The 17,893-nt window shown below is 44.4% G+C and carries 17 protein-coding genes; 5 read left to right on the forward strand and 12 right to left on the reverse strand.

Annotated elements, in window-relative coordinates; all coding sequences use genetic code 11:
* Positions 1 to 8: 8 nt before the first annotated feature.
* Together JMY03_RS04855 and JMY03_RS04860 are read left to right on the forward strand one after the other, a co-directional pair.
* Positions 9 to 434 carry a secondary thiamine-phosphate synthase enzyme YjbQ gene (locus tag JMY03_RS04855; RefSeq protein WP_201601547.1) on the forward strand — a complete coding sequence of 142 codons (426 nt, stop codon included), beginning with the start codon at positions 9 to 11 and terminating at the stop codon, positions 432 to 434.
* 100 nt (positions 435 to 534) lie between these two features.
* The gene (locus JMY03_RS04860; RefSeq protein ID WP_201601550.1) at positions 535 to 1,152 is read left to right on the forward strand and encodes a hypothetical protein; all 618 of its coding nucleotides are present in this window, start codon (positions 535 to 537) and stop codon (positions 1,150 to 1,152) included.
* A gap of 47 nt (positions 1,153 to 1,199) precedes the next feature.
* On the opposite strand, the gene JMY03_RS04865 is transcribed toward JMY03_RS04860, so the two are convergent.
* The 7 genes from JMY03_RS04865 to ffh all read right to left on the reverse strand — a co-directional run bounded on the left by JMY03_RS04865 (position 1,200) and on the right by ffh (position 7,408).
* Entirely contained in the window at positions 1,200 to 1,850 is a 651-nt protein-coding gene (locus tag JMY03_RS04865; protein WP_201601552.1) for a DUF4112 domain-containing protein, read from the reverse strand.
* Positions 1,843 to 2,781, reverse strand: a complete 939-nt coding sequence (ubiA, locus tag JMY03_RS04870; protein ID WP_201601555.1) for a 4-hydroxybenzoate octaprenyltransferase — start codon at positions 2,779 to 2,781, stop codon at positions 1,843 to 1,845. Before ubiA ends, JMY03_RS04865 begins: the two co-directional genes overlap by 8 nt.
* 14 nt (positions 2,782 to 2,795) lie before the next feature.
* Positions 2,796 to 3,035, reverse strand: coding sequence for a hypothetical protein (locus tag JMY03_RS04875; RefSeq protein ID WP_201601558.1), 240 nt, complete (start codon positions 3,033 to 3,035; stop codon positions 2,796 to 2,798).
* Between the two features lie 60 nt (positions 3,036 to 3,095).
* Positions 3,096 to 3,962 carry a class I SAM-dependent methyltransferase gene (locus JMY03_RS04880; RefSeq protein ID WP_390880002.1) on the reverse strand — a complete coding sequence of 289 codons (867 nt, stop codon included), beginning with the start codon at positions 3,960 to 3,962 and terminating at the stop codon, positions 3,096 to 3,098.
* Positions 3,946 to 4,788, reverse strand: a complete 843-nt coding sequence (locus JMY03_RS04885) for an undecaprenyl-diphosphate phosphatase (protein WP_201601564.1) — start codon at positions 4,786 to 4,788, stop codon at positions 3,946 to 3,948. Before JMY03_RS04885 ends, JMY03_RS04880 begins: the two co-directional genes overlap by 17 nt.
* A gap of 216 nt (positions 4,789 to 5,004) precedes the next feature.
* Positions 5,005 to 5,721, reverse strand: a complete 717-nt coding sequence (gene tsaB, locus JMY03_RS04890; protein ID WP_201602165.1) for a tRNA (adenosine(37)-N6)-threonylcarbamoyltransferase complex dimerization subunit type 1 TsaB — start codon at positions 5,719 to 5,721, stop codon at positions 5,005 to 5,007.
* A 133-nt stretch (positions 5,722 to 5,854) separates the two neighbouring features.
* Positions 5,855 to 7,408: a signal recognition particle protein gene (gene ffh, locus JMY03_RS04895; RefSeq protein WP_201601567.1), complete on the reverse strand. Its 1,554-nt coding sequence runs from the start codon at positions 7,406 to 7,408 to the stop codon at positions 5,855 to 5,857.
* Between the two features lie 426 nt (positions 7,409 to 7,834).
* Between ffh and JMY03_RS04900 the strand changes: the two genes are divergently transcribed.
* Positions 7,835 to 8,626: a cytochrome C assembly family protein gene (locus tag JMY03_RS04900; protein ID WP_201601570.1), complete on the forward strand. Its 792-nt coding sequence runs from the start codon at positions 7,835 to 7,837 to the stop codon at positions 8,624 to 8,626.
* 108 nt (positions 8,627 to 8,734) lie between these two features.
* Here JMY03_RS04900 and purU read toward each other — a convergent pair whose 3' ends face one another.
* Both purU and JMY03_RS04910 read right to left on the reverse strand, forming a co-directional pair.
* Positions 8,735 to 9,664, reverse strand: a complete 930-nt coding sequence (purU, locus tag JMY03_RS04905) for a formyltetrahydrofolate deformylase (RefSeq protein WP_227675487.1) — start codon at positions 9,662 to 9,664, stop codon at positions 8,735 to 8,737.
* A gap of 205 nt (positions 9,665 to 9,869) precedes the next feature.
* Positions 9,870 to 15,593 (reverse strand): beta strand repeat-containing protein, encoded by a 5,724-nt coding sequence (locus tag JMY03_RS04910; protein WP_201601572.1) that lies wholly within the window; start codon positions 15,591 to 15,593, stop codon positions 9,870 to 9,872.
* Between the two features lie 483 nt (positions 15,594 to 16,076).
* On the opposite strand from JMY03_RS04910, the gene rpmB reads away from it, so the two are divergent.
* Positions 16,077 to 16,313, forward strand: a complete 237-nt coding sequence (gene rpmB / locus JMY03_RS04915; protein ID WP_025644580.1) for a 50S ribosomal protein L28 — start codon at positions 16,077 to 16,079, stop codon at positions 16,311 to 16,313.
* 45 nt (positions 16,314 to 16,358) lie between these two features.
* Entirely contained in the window at positions 16,359 to 16,514 is a 156-nt protein-coding gene (rpmG, locus tag JMY03_RS04920; protein WP_010201403.1) for a 50S ribosomal protein L33, read from the forward strand.
* 164 nt (positions 16,515 to 16,678) lie between these two features.
* Here the strand turns inward: rpmG and JMY03_RS04925 are convergent, their stop codons facing one another.
* From JMY03_RS04925 to JMY03_RS04935, 3 genes are all read right to left on the reverse strand, one after another.
* Positions 16,679 to 16,990, reverse strand: a complete 312-nt coding sequence (locus tag JMY03_RS04925) for a hypothetical protein (protein WP_025644587.1) — start codon at positions 16,988 to 16,990, stop codon at positions 16,679 to 16,681.
* 130 nt (positions 16,991 to 17,120) lie between these two features.
* A complete protein-coding gene (locus JMY03_RS04930) occupies positions 17,121 to 17,432 on the reverse strand; it encodes a hypothetical protein (RefSeq protein ID WP_037058780.1) in 312 nt (103 codons plus the stop codon).
* Positions 17,433 to 17,509: 77 nt separating this feature from the next.
* Positions 17,510 to 17,863 carry a hypothetical protein gene (locus tag JMY03_RS04935; RefSeq protein WP_201601574.1) on the reverse strand — a complete coding sequence of 118 codons (354 nt, stop codon included), beginning with the start codon at positions 17,861 to 17,863 and terminating at the stop codon, positions 17,510 to 17,512.
* Between the last annotated feature and the right edge of the window lie 30 nt (positions 17,864 to 17,893).

A 17,893-nucleotide genomic window follows, 5' to 3' on the forward strand; every position in this document is an offset into this window, starting at 1 on the left:
AGCAACTGATGCCTTATCAACAAACCACCCTAACCCTACCCGCCTACTCGCGCGGTATTCATATTATTACGCCGCAGATTAACCAAGCTATCGACAAGCTGATATCGAGAGATACAAAAATAGGCTTAGTGCATCTATTTTTGCAGCATACCTCAGCCAGCCTTGCTATCAATGAAAATACCGACCCTGATGTGCGCTTAGATACTGAAGATTGGCTTAATAAAGTTGCGCCCGCCGATCAGCCCCATTATCGTCATACACTTGAGGGAAGCGACGACTTGCCTGCGCATTTCAAAAGCATAATGCTTGGGGTGAGCTTAACCATACCACTTGTGAATGGCGCGTTAGGACTCGGTACTTGGCAAGGAATTTATTTGTGCGAGCACCGCAATTATGGCGGTCAGCGCCGAGTGGTTATTACCGTCAGCAGTTAAGTTTATACAAAATAAAAAAGTGGTTAGCTTAGGGTGGGCTTAAATTTAACTCATCTGTTACGTATTACAGCTCTTGTATATCAATAATAAGGCATCTATTATGAAAAGCTTATCTAAGACTCAGCCTAAAACTCGCCTGCTACCTATTATGGCTTTAGGTATAGCAAGCTTCGCATTGATAGCTTGCCAACAAGAGCCTGAAACTGAAACGGTAGTCATTGAGGAGTCAGCCGCGCCTGTAGCAACAACAGTTGAAGAAACCGACGTCAATAATGAAGAAAATGAGCAAAAATCGGCGACAATTGTAGAAGAGACGTCAAGCGAGCATGATATTGAGCTTGAGTCACTTGAGGACGACCTTGGCGCAGCAGGAGTGACGACTAACACAGAGACCAGCAGCCCAAACCTAGAGCAGGCAGTAAAAGGCACGCAGATTACTGATGTAGAATATCGCAGTGCTAGTGGTGAGAGCCTATCGGTAGTTTTTGAGACATCAGCGACAGGTGTTTTGAATGCGATTGTTACCCTACCTAATAGACCTAAACTGACCTTGAGCGCGCCAGAGGGTCAAGGTAATAACCCTACTTATCGCTCCAAGGATGGTAGCATAGAGCTGGTCAGTCATGGCGGCGGTAGTAGTATAGATCTAATAGAAAACGGCACTATCACAAGTTATGAAGCGACTAGCGCTGAGGCGGAAGTAGTGACTCAGACTTAGTGTTTATGATTGGCTGACTTAAAAAGAGTCAGACTCATCGTTTCAGCCTAAGAAAATAAGCCGATTAACCATCTAATCACGGTCCAAAGTCCCAGCACCACAAAGACAATAATAATAAGCCCCAAAATATCAGGAATATGCAAGTATATCCAAGCGACGACTGGATTGCGCCAAATCGCACTCTGCCGCTGCTTATCCTCTAGGCTCTGATGCAAAAACGGCCGATCTAGATGAGTGGTCTCAGTAATGCCATACTCGTCTTGCAAATGCTGATGAACGATAGTCAAAGTCTTACGACTTGGGCGAATAAAGATATCGAGTAAGGTGCCAATACCGGGCACGATACCCACTACCGTATCAACCAGTGCCAGCTGTACCGCTGGGGTCATTTTATTGGCAGGAACGCCTAATTGCCGGCCTAAAATAAACGCATAACTGGTCAATATCAGTCCGGCTATATCACCTGCTAATGGAATGGTGGATAGCGCCGCATCCGCACCTAAGCCCTGCTTAGTGAAAGGTATGCGCACCACCGAATCCATAGTATTAGCGAATTTGGCAAGCTTACGCTCAGTAGCAATAACCTCTTCGCGGGTCAAGCCATGCTCAGCAAGATTAATCTCATAAGCTGTTTGTACTTCATTAACTACAGGCTTCTTAGTCGAGCGTCGCTTTAATGACTCAGAGAATTTACCCATTGAAAGTCGTCCATAGACAAGAGATAGCGGTTAAGACAAAGACGTAACGCCCGACCCAGATATTCGCCAAAAAAGCTTGGAAACAAGGTATCGGCTGACGGCTAGCGCAGGCGCTGTTTTGCTTAGCGAACATCATTGCTACTAAGGCTAAGCCAAAGACAGGAATGATATTTAAGCTCGTTGGGACAAAATAATGCCACAATACCACGCCCATTATCAGCAAAAACAATACTTGTAGAATAGAGATGATAACGATATCAAAACGGCCAAAGAGTATCGCGGTGGATTTAACCCCAATCTTTAAATCGTCTTCGCGATCTGCCATCGCATATTGAGTATCGTAGGCCACCGTCCAGCACATATAAGCGATAAATAGCAGCCAACACCAAATATCAGGCGCGCCTTGTACCGCCACATAAGCCATTGGAATCGCCCAACCAAAGGCGGCAGCTAAGAACACTTGCGGCAGATGGGTGAAGCGCTTCATAAACGGATAAATAAACGCTAGCACTACTGCACCAAGCGACCAATAGAACACTTGTATCGGTAAAAAAAACAATAGACAAGCACTGAGAGTCACCAATATTAAAAACGCGGCGACTGCCTCACGACCTGACAGACGACCGTCAGCAAGCGGCCTGCCTTTCGTGCGCGTCACATGACCATCGACTTTACGATCGGCAAAATCATTAATCGCGCAGCCTGCCGCCCGCATCAAAATCGCCCCAAGCGCAAAGATAATAAATACTTTTAGACTAGGCAAGCCGGCCACCATGCCCTGCTTTTGCGCCTGCCCCATCGCTGCTAGCATCACACCCCACAGCGTCGGCCAAAGTAGCAGCTCTATACCGACTGGTTTATCAAAGCGCGTCAACTGCATATAGGCATGCAGCTTGTCTTTTAGGCTTAACTCTAAGGGCGTACTACTCATAACTTTGATGCTCTTTATAGGTTCTCATACAGACTATTGGCTTCGATTAACGACAACTCAGGATACTGCTTACGTAATGCCTTGATTGCTGCAACTTTATTGTCTTGGACGTTTTGCTGACGTAGATAGGTCATATATTCTTGCGGACTGCGTAGCTTTTTAAGCTCCGCTTCTAAACGCAAAATACGGGTGCGCAAAAATATATTTATTAATAATAATGCGGCTCCTACCGCCCAAACTATGATGGTTAACATCGCTCTCTCCTAAGCTGACTGCTACTAAAGATCAATATAAACATAATGACTCATATTCCACTAAACGAAATAACCATCAAAGCGGAGGGCTGCATTATGCCAACTTTCATCGGGATTTTGCTGAGACAAAAATGGCGCTTGCTGCGGACGCTTAACGATAACCCGTCCTCGTCCTTCTTGATTATCAGCTACTACGGCCTGCGCGTTATTGAGTAGTGCTTTTTCTTCGTCTAACGTTGGCGGTCTTGCTAGGTGATGCAGCGCTTGCATCTGCTTGCCCACTTTTGCGCCTTTGCCAGTCTTACTATCTTGATAGCTGTCTTCTGGAAACATCGGATCTAAATAAACGACATCAACGGCTACGGCTTGGTCAGTCGTGTTTTTTTGCAATTGAGCAAAATAACTTAGTGCGTCCGTGTTGATAATAGTTAAGCGCGCCATCAGTTTTTGCCAATTGGGCTGTGCACTCATCCGCTGCTGCTCTACCAACAATAGCAATGCCATCAACGGCTGCTGCTCAAGCATGGTGACTTGAGCACCGGTGCTGGCCAATATCAAACTGTCATGACCGAAACCTGCGGTTGCGTCTATCACTTGGCTGTCTGCGCTGATTTTTGCCGCCCTTAATATCAGCTCCGACTTACGCCCGGCGCTCACTACCCGCCGCTGCAATTTATCCCACTCTGGTGCTACGCTGAGACCATCCTTTAATAAGGATAGTTTGTTTTTGTTATCCAATAACAAAGCGGCTTGCTCGCCTTCAGCATTTAGTGCTGCTAACCGCTGTTTTATTTTACCTTCAATGCGCTCTACATCGAGCGTTATTGGCAGTTGATTATCAGCAATTAATGTCTGCAGGCGCTCAACAGCGGTAAGCTGTGAGTGATTAACATAAAGTAGTTTTATCGTTTTATCCGGCAAACTGATACCCAAACACCCAAGCCGCTAGTAACACGATGACGCCGGTGACAATGCGCAACCAAGCAAAAATAGTAAAGTCGCGGCGACTCACCCAAGCAACCAACCAGCGTATGCATAGCAGCGCTACGATAAAGGACACGACCGTGCCTATCGCTAATACCAGCCAATCTTCACTGCTAGCCAGTACCTCATGATGCTTCGCTAAATCAAGCAAGCCTGCACCAACGATCACTGGGATACCCAAAAAGAAAGAAAACTCTGCCGAAGCCTTACGCGAAACGCCAAGCCAAAGCGCTCCGATAATGGTTGCGCCCGAGCGCGAGGTGCCTGGTATTAACGCTAAACATTGAAACAGACCTATCATTAGCGCGGTCTTAAAACTCACCTCTTCTGCCTCTTTGGCGATAATCGTTTTCGGGCGCTTTTCGACATAAAATATCAGCAGACCACCGATGATGAGCATAATAGCGACAACAATAGGGTTAAATAGGTACGCCTTGATCTGATCGGCGAAAGTAAAGCCAACGATCATCACCGGAATAGTGGCGACAATCAAACTAAGCCCAAGCTGACGCGGATTGCCCATCGTCTCAGATTTACCGATTATCAGCCCCATCAGCGCTTGCCAGAGTCTACCCCAATAGTCGTAAATGACCGCGAGAATAGCGCCTAGCTGTACCACGACGACGAACAGATCGACCTTTTCTTTGGTCCAAAAGCCCATGATATCAGCAGATAAAATCAGATAGCCGGTGCTAGAGATGGGTAAAAACTCAGTGATACCTTCAACGATACCCATGATGACGGCTTGAATAAATAAAATAATGTCCACGTACGCTTTCCTAACCACAGACGTAGCGCCTGCTCGATATGATGATATAGTTAATTAAAAACAATGCTGTCATAAATTGAAGGGCGCTACTGGTATAAACCCTCCTTGCGTGCTGCTTTTATTCGATGCTGTGCAAAATTCATCCCAGTAGCGCTACAACATTTTTATATTGAAAATTTTTTTGTTAAAAAAACAAATAGATAGCCGTTAAGCCCCTTAAGCTTTGCCTTGCTCTTTTAGAGTCTTCCAAGCCTGATTACGCAGATACTTTGGTAATGCGCCTGCCGCCTCTGTACCGCCCTCCGCCATAAACTTTGCGATACCAATTTGGCCAATGATCACCGCATCTGGCCAAATATCGTCATGCGTGATTTGCTCATCTTGCAAAGTGAGCAAGCTTGCGCCATTGCCTACTATCGGCAAATTATTATCCGTTTGACGCTCATAATCTAATAAGCGCTCCGTACCGTTCTCTTCATCCGCATTACCTTTAGCAGTAGTCAGCATGGGCTGCATAATCGCAATTCGACTGTCGTTATCTGCTAGCGCATACTCACCAAAGTATACTTGCTGCATACGCGCATCAAGAGCACTATAAACGTGCGTTAAGCCGTATTGCTGATATGCACTCTGCGCGATAGCCTGCAAACTCGATACGCCGACACAAGGCAAATCATGCGCCACCGATAGCGCTTGTATCACCGCAGTATTGATACGAATACCACTAAAAGCGCCTGGGCCACGATTGAATATCAGTGCCCGCATATCGCTAAGCGGCAAGTCGCTAGCCTGCAAAGCCGCTTCTATCATCGGCAGTATTTGCCGCGTTTGCTCACGTTTGCCTTTTTCGGTTTGGCTAAAGACAACTTGCCCTTCGCCATCCAATATGGCGACCGAACACTGATCAAACACGGTATCCATAGCTAAAAACATCATGACCTCGGCTTATGTTAAAGACTTCATTTTTTGCTAGCAAATTGGTAGTTATAAATAGCGCTTATCATAACACAAAGCCTCAAAGCTAAAGCTAGCTTTGAGGCTTTGTCATGCATCACTATAATATTTATTAAAAGCGCTTTTTAAAGCCCTTTGGCATCTGATTTTGCATATCCGCCATCTGCTTTTGCATGTCTTCCGCGCTTGGCATATTGTTAGGATCGAGACCCATCTGCTTAGCCATTTCGGCTTGATTGACATTTTTCATGCCGCCTTGCCCTTTGGCACTACCGCCGCCGAATAACGGACCACCGCCACCCGCTGCGCCGCCACCGCCCATTAGCCCTTGCATCGACTTCATCATTTTACTGATGCCTTCTGGCTTTGAGATCATTTTCATCATCTTTGCCATTTGCTTGTGCTGCTTGAGCAAACGGTTGACGTCTTGAATCTCACGCCCAGAGCCTGCGGCAATACGGCGCTTGCGGCTTGGGTTGATCTTATCTGGGTTTTTACGCTCAAACGGCGTCATCGAATTGATAAGCGCTTCCATCTCACGCACTTTTTCTTCAGGCTTAGCGTCTTCGACGGCCTTTTGCATATCAGAGCCGCCCATACCCGGCATCTTATCTAAAAACCCTGCCATACCGCCCATACTCTTCATTTGCTGAAACTGGGTCAATAGATCCTCAAGGTCGAAGTCACCGCCCTTTTGCATCTTTTTCGCCATTTTTTCAGCTTTATCACGGTCAATCTTTTGCTCGACCTCTTCTACTAGGCTGAGTACGTCACCCATGCCAAGGATACGCTGGGCGATACGCTCAGGATGGAAGGCCTCAAGCGCGTCTAACTGCTCGCCGCGTCCTAAGAACTTGATAGGCTTACCGGTGATAGCGCGTACTGATAACGCCGCACCGCCGCGCGCATCACCATCAGTTTTGGTGAGGATAACGCCCGTTAATGGCAGCGCATCGTTAAAGGCCTTAGCGGTATTAGCCGCATCTTGCCCAGTCATGGCATCAACGACGAACAGCGTCTCAGACGGATTGACCGCCGCAGTCAGCGCTTTAATTTCGTTCATCATCGCCTCATCGATGGCAAGGCGGCCGGCGGTATCGATGATCAAGATGTCTTGATATTGAATTTTTGCCTCTTCGATAGCGCGCTTGGCAATTTCAATTGGATCTTCTTCCACCGTAGAATTGACAAACTTAGCATTCACTTGCCCGGCGACTTGCTCAAGTTGCTTAATCGCGGCTGGACGATAGACGTCGGCTGAGACCAGCATGACTTTTTTCTTTTGCCGCTCTTGTAAGTACTTGGCAAGCTTACCGGCAGTGGTGGTTTTACCCGCCCCTTGTAGACCGGCGAGCAAGTAAACGACTGGCGGCTTACCCGTCATCTCTAGTTGCTGATTGGCGCTGCCCATCATCTCGGTCAGCTCGTCATGGACGATTTTGACAAAGGCTTGGCCCGGCGCCAGCTCTTTTAGCACCTCAGCACCCAGTGCCTGCTCTTTGACACGTTTGACAAAGTCACGGGTGACAGGTAGCGCCACGTCAGCCTCTAGTAATGCCATACGCACTTCGCGCAGCGTGTCTTTGATATTGTCTTCAGTCAGTTGTCCAGATCCTACGATATTACGTAGGCTCGAAGATAAGCGTTCTGTTAAGGTATCAAACATAAGTATGTCTCGTATTTCAGTGAATGTTTTAACGTGTTCTGTGTTCTGTGTTCTGTGTTCTGTAGCTTATAACAAATAAATGATTACTAAATAGGGATTGGACTTTATAGACCAGCTTCGTATATCAGCGGTAACGAGCCATTGCTAGTTTAACTCGACATAATAGTCCTAAAGCGAGAATAAAATAAAGGTATAGCCAATCCACTATAAGATAAATACAGTGCTACTGTAGCTGTACTCTTTGTCTTTAGGATGAGCTGTATCAAAACTTATAGCAAAAATAATAAATGAGATGATTCTCAATTAGAGACCATTTTATGATAAATTGAACGATTATTCTAATCATATCATTTTAGCAGTCACTTGAGCGCCGCTAAGTCATAATAGCGATAGTTTTGCGCCGCTGCTACTTCATGAGGCATGCCTGTGTTACTTGCGTTTGTGATTGCCAGTACGGCTTATATTGTGGTCAGTCTTTATATCGGCTGGGCGTTGACGACGAATAGAGTTATCCATAAATCCGCTAGCCTTGCGCTGCTATTAATCGGGATTCTTGCTCATGCAGTGCTGCTATATCCTTATATTGTCACGCTTTATGGTTTAAATTTTAATCTATTTAACGTCCTTAGTCTAACCAGTTTGTTTTTCTTACTTTTTTACGTGCTGTTCTCATTGTACCGCCCTATTATCAGTTTAGGGATTTTGGCGGCGCCTACTGCATTGCTAGGTATGACCGCAGGCTATGTCGGCCGTGCCCCCTATCAGCCCATTACCGATATCAGCCTCGGGCTTGAGACCCATATTTTACTGTCGCTGGCGGCCTATTGTGTGCTCTTGATGGCGGCGGTGCAAGCACTGTTTTTACGGCTACAAATTCGTGAGCTTAAGCACAAAACCATCCACCGATTTTGGGTCAATAAGCTGCCATCTCTACAAAGTATGGAGAGCTTGTTGTTTGATATGCTCTTAGTTGGCTTTGTCTTGCTGAGTATCGCGCTGGGGATTGGCTTTATTTACGTACAGGACTTGATGGCGCAGCATATCGTCCACAAGACCGTGTTTAGCCTGCTGTCTTGGTTGTTATTTGGTGGCTTATTATTCGGTCATTGGCGCTCAGGCTGGCGCGGCAAACGTGCGGCCAACATCACCATTTATGCTTTTATCCTACTGGCAATTGGCTTTGTTGGTAGCAAGTTTGTATTAGAGATGCTGCTATAGTTGGTATTTTCAAGCAGCAAACATAAAAAGGCCGCCAGTCATAATAGAAAATGACTGGCGGCCTTTTTACTGACTTACAGTGATTTCAGCACTATTTAATTAAATACCTTAATTAAACACCACGGTTTTATTACCCGCTACAATCACGCGGTTTTGTACATGCCAGTTGACTGCACGTGCCAAGACATTGCGCTCGATATCACGGCCAATAGCGCGCAGCTCCGCCACGCCCTGACGATGGGTGACGCGGTGTACGTCTTGCTCGATGATAGGCCCTTGATCGAGCTCGGCGGTGACATAGTGCGCTGTTGCGCCGATAAGTTTGACACCTTTTTCATAAGCCTGACGATACGGGTCGGCACCGACAAACGCTGGCAAAAATGAGTGATGGATATTAATCACCTGCATCGGCCAGCGTTTGACAAAATCGGACGACAATATCTGCATATAACGCGCCAATACCAATAAGTCATTGCCTGCCATCAGCGTATGAATCTGCTCTTCGGCATCTGCTTTGTTGTCTTTAGTCACAGGTACATGATGGAAAGTGATGCCAAAGTTTTCTACCGCTTGGCGCAGGTCAGGATGGTTGCTGACCACACACGTAATATCACAATCGAGCAAGCCGCGCTGATGACGCCATAATAAGTCCAATAATGCATGATCGAACTTTGACACCAAGATACCGACCTTGGTCTTGATGGCATTGTTGTGTAGCCGCCATGTCATGTTGTGGCGCTTAGCAACCGTATGCGCAAAGCTGGCCTCAAAGTTATCGATAATCTCGCTCAAGCCTGCCAAAGCAAACTCTAAACGCATAAAGTACTGCCCGCCCTCATGCGCGGTGGAATACTGATCCAAGGTGATGATGTTCGCGCCATAGCGATGAATAAATTCAGATACCGCTTGGACGATGCCCGCTTGGTCGCGGCACTTAATCAATAGCGTCGCGGTATCGATAACATCAGTAGATAGTACATTTTGAGAAGTTTTGCTCGACTTTATGCTTGCTGTAGCAGTCGTGGTATTGTCTGACATAGTGCGCCCAATTAAAAATAAAACGTAGCCTGCCATCAGTTAAAAGTATTCTAATGGCATAGCAAATCGGCTATTTTAATAGATTTTGCAAAAATTTGCTGATTGAGTTACTTGTATTTGGTTATTTAGATTATGAATGTAAAAACCCCCAACGCGGGGTTGGGGGTTTAGGCGAAACAAACTGAAAGATCAGTTAGATAACTCTTTAGTTATCACTTAGCTTAATAACTTTGGAGAAGCCAAAACCATTTCTATTAACAGAAACTGTTGACCCAAGTTCGAACGCTTGGTTAAAGTCTATAATATAAGTATTGAAGCCTGCGTTTGGCTGATTACTTGATGACTGACCATTAATTGTTACATTATAGTTTGGCGAATAAGGAGATAGAGTGACTCTAGTACGTGACTCGTTCTCATTAATTGTTACGCTCAAACTATTAGTACATCTTGCGCCACCATCACCAAACGGACTGGTATTACCAATCCAAGGTGTTATCAGGTCGTCACCACTAACGGATAAGTCGTCTACTGCTACCGGTAGCTGGAAGTTAATACTCTGGGTGTTTTCGCTTCCGTTGACAAAGGTAGAGGCGTCGAACCGTACTTTCACCCAGTTAGAGTAACGTAGTGGGTAGCGAATCTCAAAGTCTGCACGGCCTTCATCATCTGTAACAAACGAATAACCGTCATCTGAGAGCGTACCACCAATGATAGTCACGGGATTGATAGCTTCGAGTGTACCATTTAGATTTCTATCTTCATTTAAAATAGGGTCTGAGTCTTGGTCTAAAGTGTAGTTATAGTTGGCATCTTCAGTAGGATACCAATCAGAACGTAGTGGTACTGGCGTTTTTTCAGAGAATACTTGAGGCTCAGGTGTAGTGGTTTGAATCACATTGCCAAATTCATCAAGCTCATCGATATCAGCAGCTTGATAAGTCGTTGTACTATTTAATAAACAATATACGCCTTGAGCATATTCCGTTGCATAAGACTTAATTGATACCTCTTGATCCGCTACAGCACGACCAGAGCCATCCATGACTGATATCGATCCACGTACCGTATAGTAAATATCATCAGAAGATAACTTATTAGCGAATGCTAAAGTAGTATAGACCGCTTCTTCTGAGACAGTAATATTAGTGGTCTTACTACCGATATTGGCATCATCTTGCAATAAGCGTGCGTTGATAATCACCCCGCCGATAGGCGAGCTGGCATTGGCTTGATAGACGACACGCGCCTCACCTCTACTATCTGTTACTGCTGTTGCAGCCGATAAGCGGCCCGCTGAAGAATCTGACGCACGACTGAATACGACCGTTTGCCCTTCGACGGGTACATCATTTTCATCTTTGACCGTCGCGACAACTTCAGTGCTGGTGCCAGGAGTGATGACCGATTTAACCGCTTGGAACAGCATTTTTGCAGGGGTCGTCGCACGGAAGCGTGTATCGATTGTCGTTTGGTATTTAAGTGTGCTATTAGTACCCGGAGCGAATATACCAAGTACTTTAGCTTCTAATACTGTGGTGCCTGCTAATTCAGAACGTAAGCGCACAGGTATGGTAATGATATTTTCTGCGATATCGGTAGCTCTAATTCTTCTGGTGAGAATAACGTTATCACTACCATTGCCGTTGTTAAATTGTCCAAGAGTGGTCTGAACTTCAAGAGTCTCACCGATAAGGGCTTGTGCTTGTGCTGCACTATCCGCGCGAATCTGTACATTGATGGTTTGTTGCTTATTAACATCATACACATCTTCGATATCTATAAAGCTGATACCGGCTTGCGAAACTTTAACCAAATCAATGCTAGTAAGACTGCGCTGAGTATTAACAGTACCTAAAGCTCTAACAAATACACGCAGATTACCATTATTATCAAACGTTAAGTCACTCTCATTTATTTCAAAGCTGGCTTCGCCACTAGCATTAGTAATAACTTCTTCAGTAGAGATCACCTCTCCAGCTGCATTAACCAGTTCTATATCAGCATTAGCTATAGCGATTCCTGCACCATCTACTAGAGTTGTACTGATAGTAGTCGATTCGCCATCTTTGAGCTGAGTTTCTGAAGCTTCAAGCGTAATGCTTGTGCCAATCGCTGATAAGCTTAGTGATTTTTCTTCGCGTACTTGTAATGTGACATCACCATTGGCATCGTATCTTGGTGTAATAATCTTGGCATTAATAACCACACTGTGATTTAAACGAGCATCTACCGTGTTTGCTGCTAATAAAATACCAACATCAATTTTGCCTTCAGCATCAGTACTGACAACACTAGGGGTGGTTAAAGCCGCACCACTTGACTCTAAATTTTCTATGCTTAACTGTACTGGAACGTTAGCCAATACTCCGCCACTACTATCAGTTACGCGGAAGGTTGCATTGGTCTGATCACCGCCAGTATTTAGAGTCACTTTATCGGCAGAGACTAAAATCTGATAATTATCAATCGTTGCAGTGTCGACAGCTACGATATAGCTTTGTACCAATTCAGTGTTTTCAGCGGTCGTAGTCGTTGCTGTCAGTCCAATACCTTTCTCTAGAATCGCTTGATTAACATTTGCGCCAGGCTCTAGAGTCAAGTCGAAAGTAGCCACCCCATCACTGTTAGTGGTAGCAGTGCCATTGGCTGCGACACTAACGCCAGTCTCAACAGGGTTATCAACGTTCAAGCGTACAACACGACCAGCAATACTGCCTTCATTATCTTTGAGTCTTACAAACACCTTAAAGGTATCGCCTTTGGTATTGACAACCTTATTGGCGCCAATAGTTAGACTTTCTTGAGTACCAGTGATATCTGGAGTTTGCGTGTTGACTGTAGCGCTTTTAGCAGTAATGTTGCCACTAGTGTCGGCGGCTGATAAACCAACAACAAAACTGCCACCAATATCCTGCTTTTGCTTATCCGTTAGATTATTAGGTACAGCAAGAGTAAATATAGCTTTGCCTGAATCATCAGTAGTCTGGCTGCCGCCTGACACTAGCGTCACACCATTACTAGCCGCAGTTGCCGGCAGCGCTAAGAAGACTTTTTGACCCGTTACTACATTGCCTTTACTATCCTTGGCGATAACCTCAATCTGAGTTTCGCCGCCATTTAAATTAAGCAGTTTTGATGAAGTCGACGATAAAGAGATAGCAGAAGCCATAGACTGCACTTTGATTTTGACCTGTTGCTCTTTACCAGTCAGCGTCTCGGTCACTATCGCTGTCAGTGGCGCTTTGTTTAGAGCAGCTTTTTGCTCAGCATTCAGATCATTTGGTACAACTACATCGAAGCTAACTAGACCATTTGCACTAGTAGTTGCAGTAATTTTTGATGAGCCGATTTGACCGTTCACCGTTAGCAATCCTGCTAAAGATTTGTTGGTAAATTCTAATCTGATAGGTTGATTAGCGATTTGCTCACCAGAGTCCTGATCGTTTAATTGCGCTTGTATGCTAGCACTACTGCCGACGTTATTTAGAATATAACCGGCTTGATTGTCGATATTATTAGTAGCATTGAGCAGATTCAAGGAGACCGCTGGCGTAATGATAGTGACTTTGGTAGCAGCAGAATTATAGACAATACCGTTTTCGACATAAGACAGTTGATAGTTAACCCCAGTCTTTTTAAGATCAGCACGCTGGGCAGCGGTTAGATTGCTTGGTATATTAACCGCAAATAGCGCGTTACCACTAAAGTCTGTCGTCGCCGATTGCGTAACAGTGACGCCATAACTAAGTGCTTTGGCGCCTAATTGAATAGTAATGTTTTTACCTGTTACTGGTTTAGCATTACTGTCTTTGGTTGTGAGCTTGACGTTGATGTTGCCATCACCACCAAACTCGCTAATGCTCGGGGTAGCAATAGAAGCAAACTGAATGCTAGTCACTGGTTGTTGAACCTCAACCTCTTGAGAAGTCTTAGATTGCGTTCCATCATTATCCGTTAGGACGGCAGTATAGCGAATTCCTGACGCAACCAATTTCTCACGCTGATCAGGCGTTAGGTTTTGGTTAATAGCAATAGTGAACTCGGCGACGCCATTACTGTTAGTAGTAAGCTCATTACCGATAATAGTAATGCCGGTACTCGTTTTATCATCTAACACTAGTTTAACTTTTCGATCTGCTGCTGCGCTGCCGTCCTGACGTTTAGCAGCAACCTGTAGCTTAAACTGCTCATCTAAGACGCTAACGATCGCCGGTAAGCTTTGCGCTGATAATTGGATATCGCTTTGACCTATATCAGAGCCAATACGGATACTTTCACTACTGACAGAACTAGATACACCTGACGCCTCTGTCATACTAGCCGTTAGTACAAACGCTCCAGCATTCTCTAATTGTGTTTTTTGTGCCAATGTTAAGTTGTTAGGGACGCGTACGGTATAGCTGACTTCCCCATTATTATCTGTAGTTTGTTCAGAGTTATTTTGCAGTGTTAATAGACCAGCCTTAGCTAAACCCTCGGGTAAGCTTGCAGTCACTTTTTGGCCTGCAATGATGCCGCCTCGTTTGTCGTTAACTCGGAAGCTAATGACGGCACTACCGCCTGAACTAGATAGCTGTTTTTTGCTGCTTTCATTAAAATTAATCTTGTACTCTGCAGCCGGCAAATACACAGCGCTAGTCGCTGTTTTAGTAGTAGTTGAACGGTTAGGTTCTGTTAAGACGACCGTATAACTAATACCTTCTTCGATAAGCGTTTTGCGGTCATCTGCGTCCACAGTATTAGCAACATTTAAGGTTACATTGGCTTGCCCTTGAGCATTTAGAGTTACTTTATTGGTATTTAAGCTGACTCCAGTCACTGCATCGTTAAGCTTGATAGTGGCTGTCGCTCCATTGATAGTCGTTGGTACGTTGCTATTTTTGGCAGTAGCACTGATAGCAATCGTTTGGCTATCACCATAAGCGCTAAGACGACTCGGACTAGTAGTTACGCTTATCGCATAATCAGAAATAGGTAGCGCTGCTTTAAACTCACCTGTAGTTTCTTTCGTTGCACCACTGTTTTCTGCAATATTGATAGTATAAGCTATGGTTTTGTCCACTAGCGCCGCACGATCAGCATCTGATAATTTATCATCTACTTGAATGGTAAAAGTAGCTAGACCATTAGTATCAGTAACTTTCTTACTGCCACCAATGATGGCAACGCCTTTGACATTCGCGATGCCTAAGCCCACTGCGACGTCTTTGACGCGAGCGCCCTGATCATTTTTTGCAACAACACTAAGCGTTGCAGTATCACCGTATACATTTAAGACATTGTTAGAGACAGAGCTAGTCGCCAACGAAGTGCTGATATCAAGCTCGCTTTCGACGACTTGCGTGCCATCGCCGCTGCCTTGCTTACTAACACGCACGGTATTAGTCTGCTCGACTTGATCATCTTCACCTTTATTAGCCGTAGCTATTAATTTGAAACCATCATTTAACAATGCTGCTTCATCTGTAACTGCTTGCGGATTGAGTTTCAGCTTATATACTGCATTACCTTCGTTATCTGTCACCTGAGTGCTGGCACCTTCGATAGTAATACCATTACTCTCAGACCCTTCTACCATTAAGCTAACTTCTTTATTAATCATTGCCGCTGAAGTTGCTGTTTGTACCGCTTTGACCGTAACCGTAAACACGGTTTCTTCATCTGTTAACTCTATAACATTCGGGCTTACGGTGAGCTTCTGAAGAAAAAAATCAGGTTCCTCAACTGGCGTTTGTTCCTCACCATCACCATTATCATCTCCACTATTACCATTGTCACCTGTACCTGGATTATTTAAATCTGGTTTTGGCGGAAGTATATCTGTACCGCCATCCTCACCACCGCCGCCGCAGCCTGCTAAGGATAACGCTACAGACAGCGCCGTGAACTTAAATAATTTAGAGCTAAGAGGTAGTGAGCTATAGAACATATCTGGGACTCCGCACGAGCGACAATTTATTTGACAAAGCAAACACAAAGAATGAGGTACCTATGAGCTATAGGCAAAAATAAACTAAGAATGTAATAATATACTACATATTAATAGTTTGTATTGATTTTATCACAGTAACTTTACTGAATTTTGTCGAAACTTACAATCAATAATTAGATTTTAAAGTCACTTAATCATTCCCCTGTAGATGCAAATTCAAGGTATAATAAGCCCCATTGAGATCGACTATTATTGTAAAATAGTTTGAGTATTTGACTATTTTATGGTATAAATGTCGCCTTTAAATTTTCTGAATTGGTCACTCTGTTATTTGCCTTTAGATAACAGTAATGCCAGCTCAACCTTCATATAGTTTTGTTTGGTGCAAAGATGCCGCTGCTGTGTCCATGCCGCATATTCGCGCAACTTGCCCAGACTGGTATGGGACAAACCCCATACCTCATAGATTAGGAGTTCGCCATGTCTAGAGTTTGCCAAGTGACTGGAAAGCGCCCTATGGTGGGTAATAATGTTTCGCACGCGAACAACAAAACCCGTCGTCGCTTCCTACCAAACCTAAAGCATCATCGTTTTTGGGTAGAGTCTGAAAATCGTTTTGTACGTCTACGTGTGTCTACCAAAGGTATGCGTACCATCGATAAATTAGGTATTGATAAAGTGCTAGCTGATCTGCGTGCACAAGGTCAAAAAGTTTAAGTCCCATTTAAACTTAGTGCTCTGCCACTTTTAAAGGAAATTATCATGAGAGATAAAATCAAATTAGTATCAACTGCTGGTACTGGATACTACTATACGACGACTAAGAACAAGCGCACAATGCCTGGCAAAATGGAAATCAAAAAGTTTGATCCTAAAGTTCGCCAGCATGTGATCTTTAAAGAAGCTAAAATCAAATAATCTGCGTTTATATTAATCGCTGATATTTGCATAAAAAAAGGGTTTATCACATGATAAACCCTTTTTTTTGCGCCACGTTTTAGCTTTTATTACCTGTTCCTTTTAATACCTGTTCTGTTAAATGCTAACTAATAAATACTAGCTAAGCCAAACCCAGTATTGCGTTAACTATAATGCGTCGGCTCTTTGTCGTAGACATGGGCATGCCACTGGCTCATCTGCTTTTGCATAATGACCTGAATAGCGGCATGAATCATGTGCTGACCGATAGATTGCGTATCGCTGCCCAATAAGTCTTTTAGCTTATCGGAGAAATCAATCGTCATCAGCGCTTCTTCATTTTTATCCGAATCACGCAGTAATAGCGTACCATCATCAGCCTCAATCAGCTCAAGCGTCGTCTCTTTGGCAAACCCTGAAAACGGATCAGTATTATCAGTCTCCACTTCTATCTCATTATCAATATCGTATGGCATCTCGTGTTTCCTTATTATCCCGTAGCTCGCTGTCTTGAGAACTAATGATTTAATCCTCTACAGCGCTCGAGAAAAGTCTTCGTTACTTCATACAATGGACGCTTTAGCTTTCAATTTCAAGGGCTAATATTCAACGCCAGTAGCGCAGTTTGGCGATGGTAAATAAGAAGGCTACAAACATCCCTAGGTAATACATGAGCTTGAGCTCTAAAGTCGGATCGCGATATTTAAAAGGTAAAGCCACCACAGCGGTCGCCGTTGGCAATATTAGCAGCATTAGTAGCCAGTTCTCTATCACATTGAGCCAACCCTCTTGGCCCGTGCCTTTACTTAATCCTGCAAGCCCTAATAATAAGCAGGCAATAATAAGACTGGTAAATAGACCATTCGGTAACTCTTTAGGGTAGATAACATTGGCAATGCGAGTGGGCATAATTTGCATACAAAAACTCAGTCGTTTTTATGATCTAAGCTAGTAATAGCTTATTAAAGGTAGGAGAATTATGGCGTAAGACAAGATCAGCTATAAGTGCCCATGATCCATAATAATGAGATGCAAGAGGTCAGATAGCCCAAACTTATCGCATTCCAGCCCTCTATCTGCGTGCCATTGAGCTTATTAAAGATCTTTGATCCGAGCCAAAACAGTAAGGGAATACCAATGATAAAAGCGGGAACTAGCACTGCCGCATGAAGCATAACCTCGCTGACATCGTGACCTACTATCAGGCGAAAGCCGTAGCCTGCTGAGCTTAGTATTAAAGCAAAAACAGCTAAACCAATAGTAATGCCTTTGGGCACTAAGCTGCGCCGCTTAGACGCAGGAGCGTCAGCCTTTAAACTCGGGTTTTGGCTATTGATTGGCGTAGTCATAAGTCACCTCAATTAACAGTCATCTCAATT

The sequence above is a fragment of the Psychrobacter submarinus genome (assembly GCF_904846685.1).
Lineage (GTDB): Bacteria > Pseudomonadota > Gammaproteobacteria > Pseudomonadales > Moraxellaceae > Psychrobacter > Psychrobacter submarinus.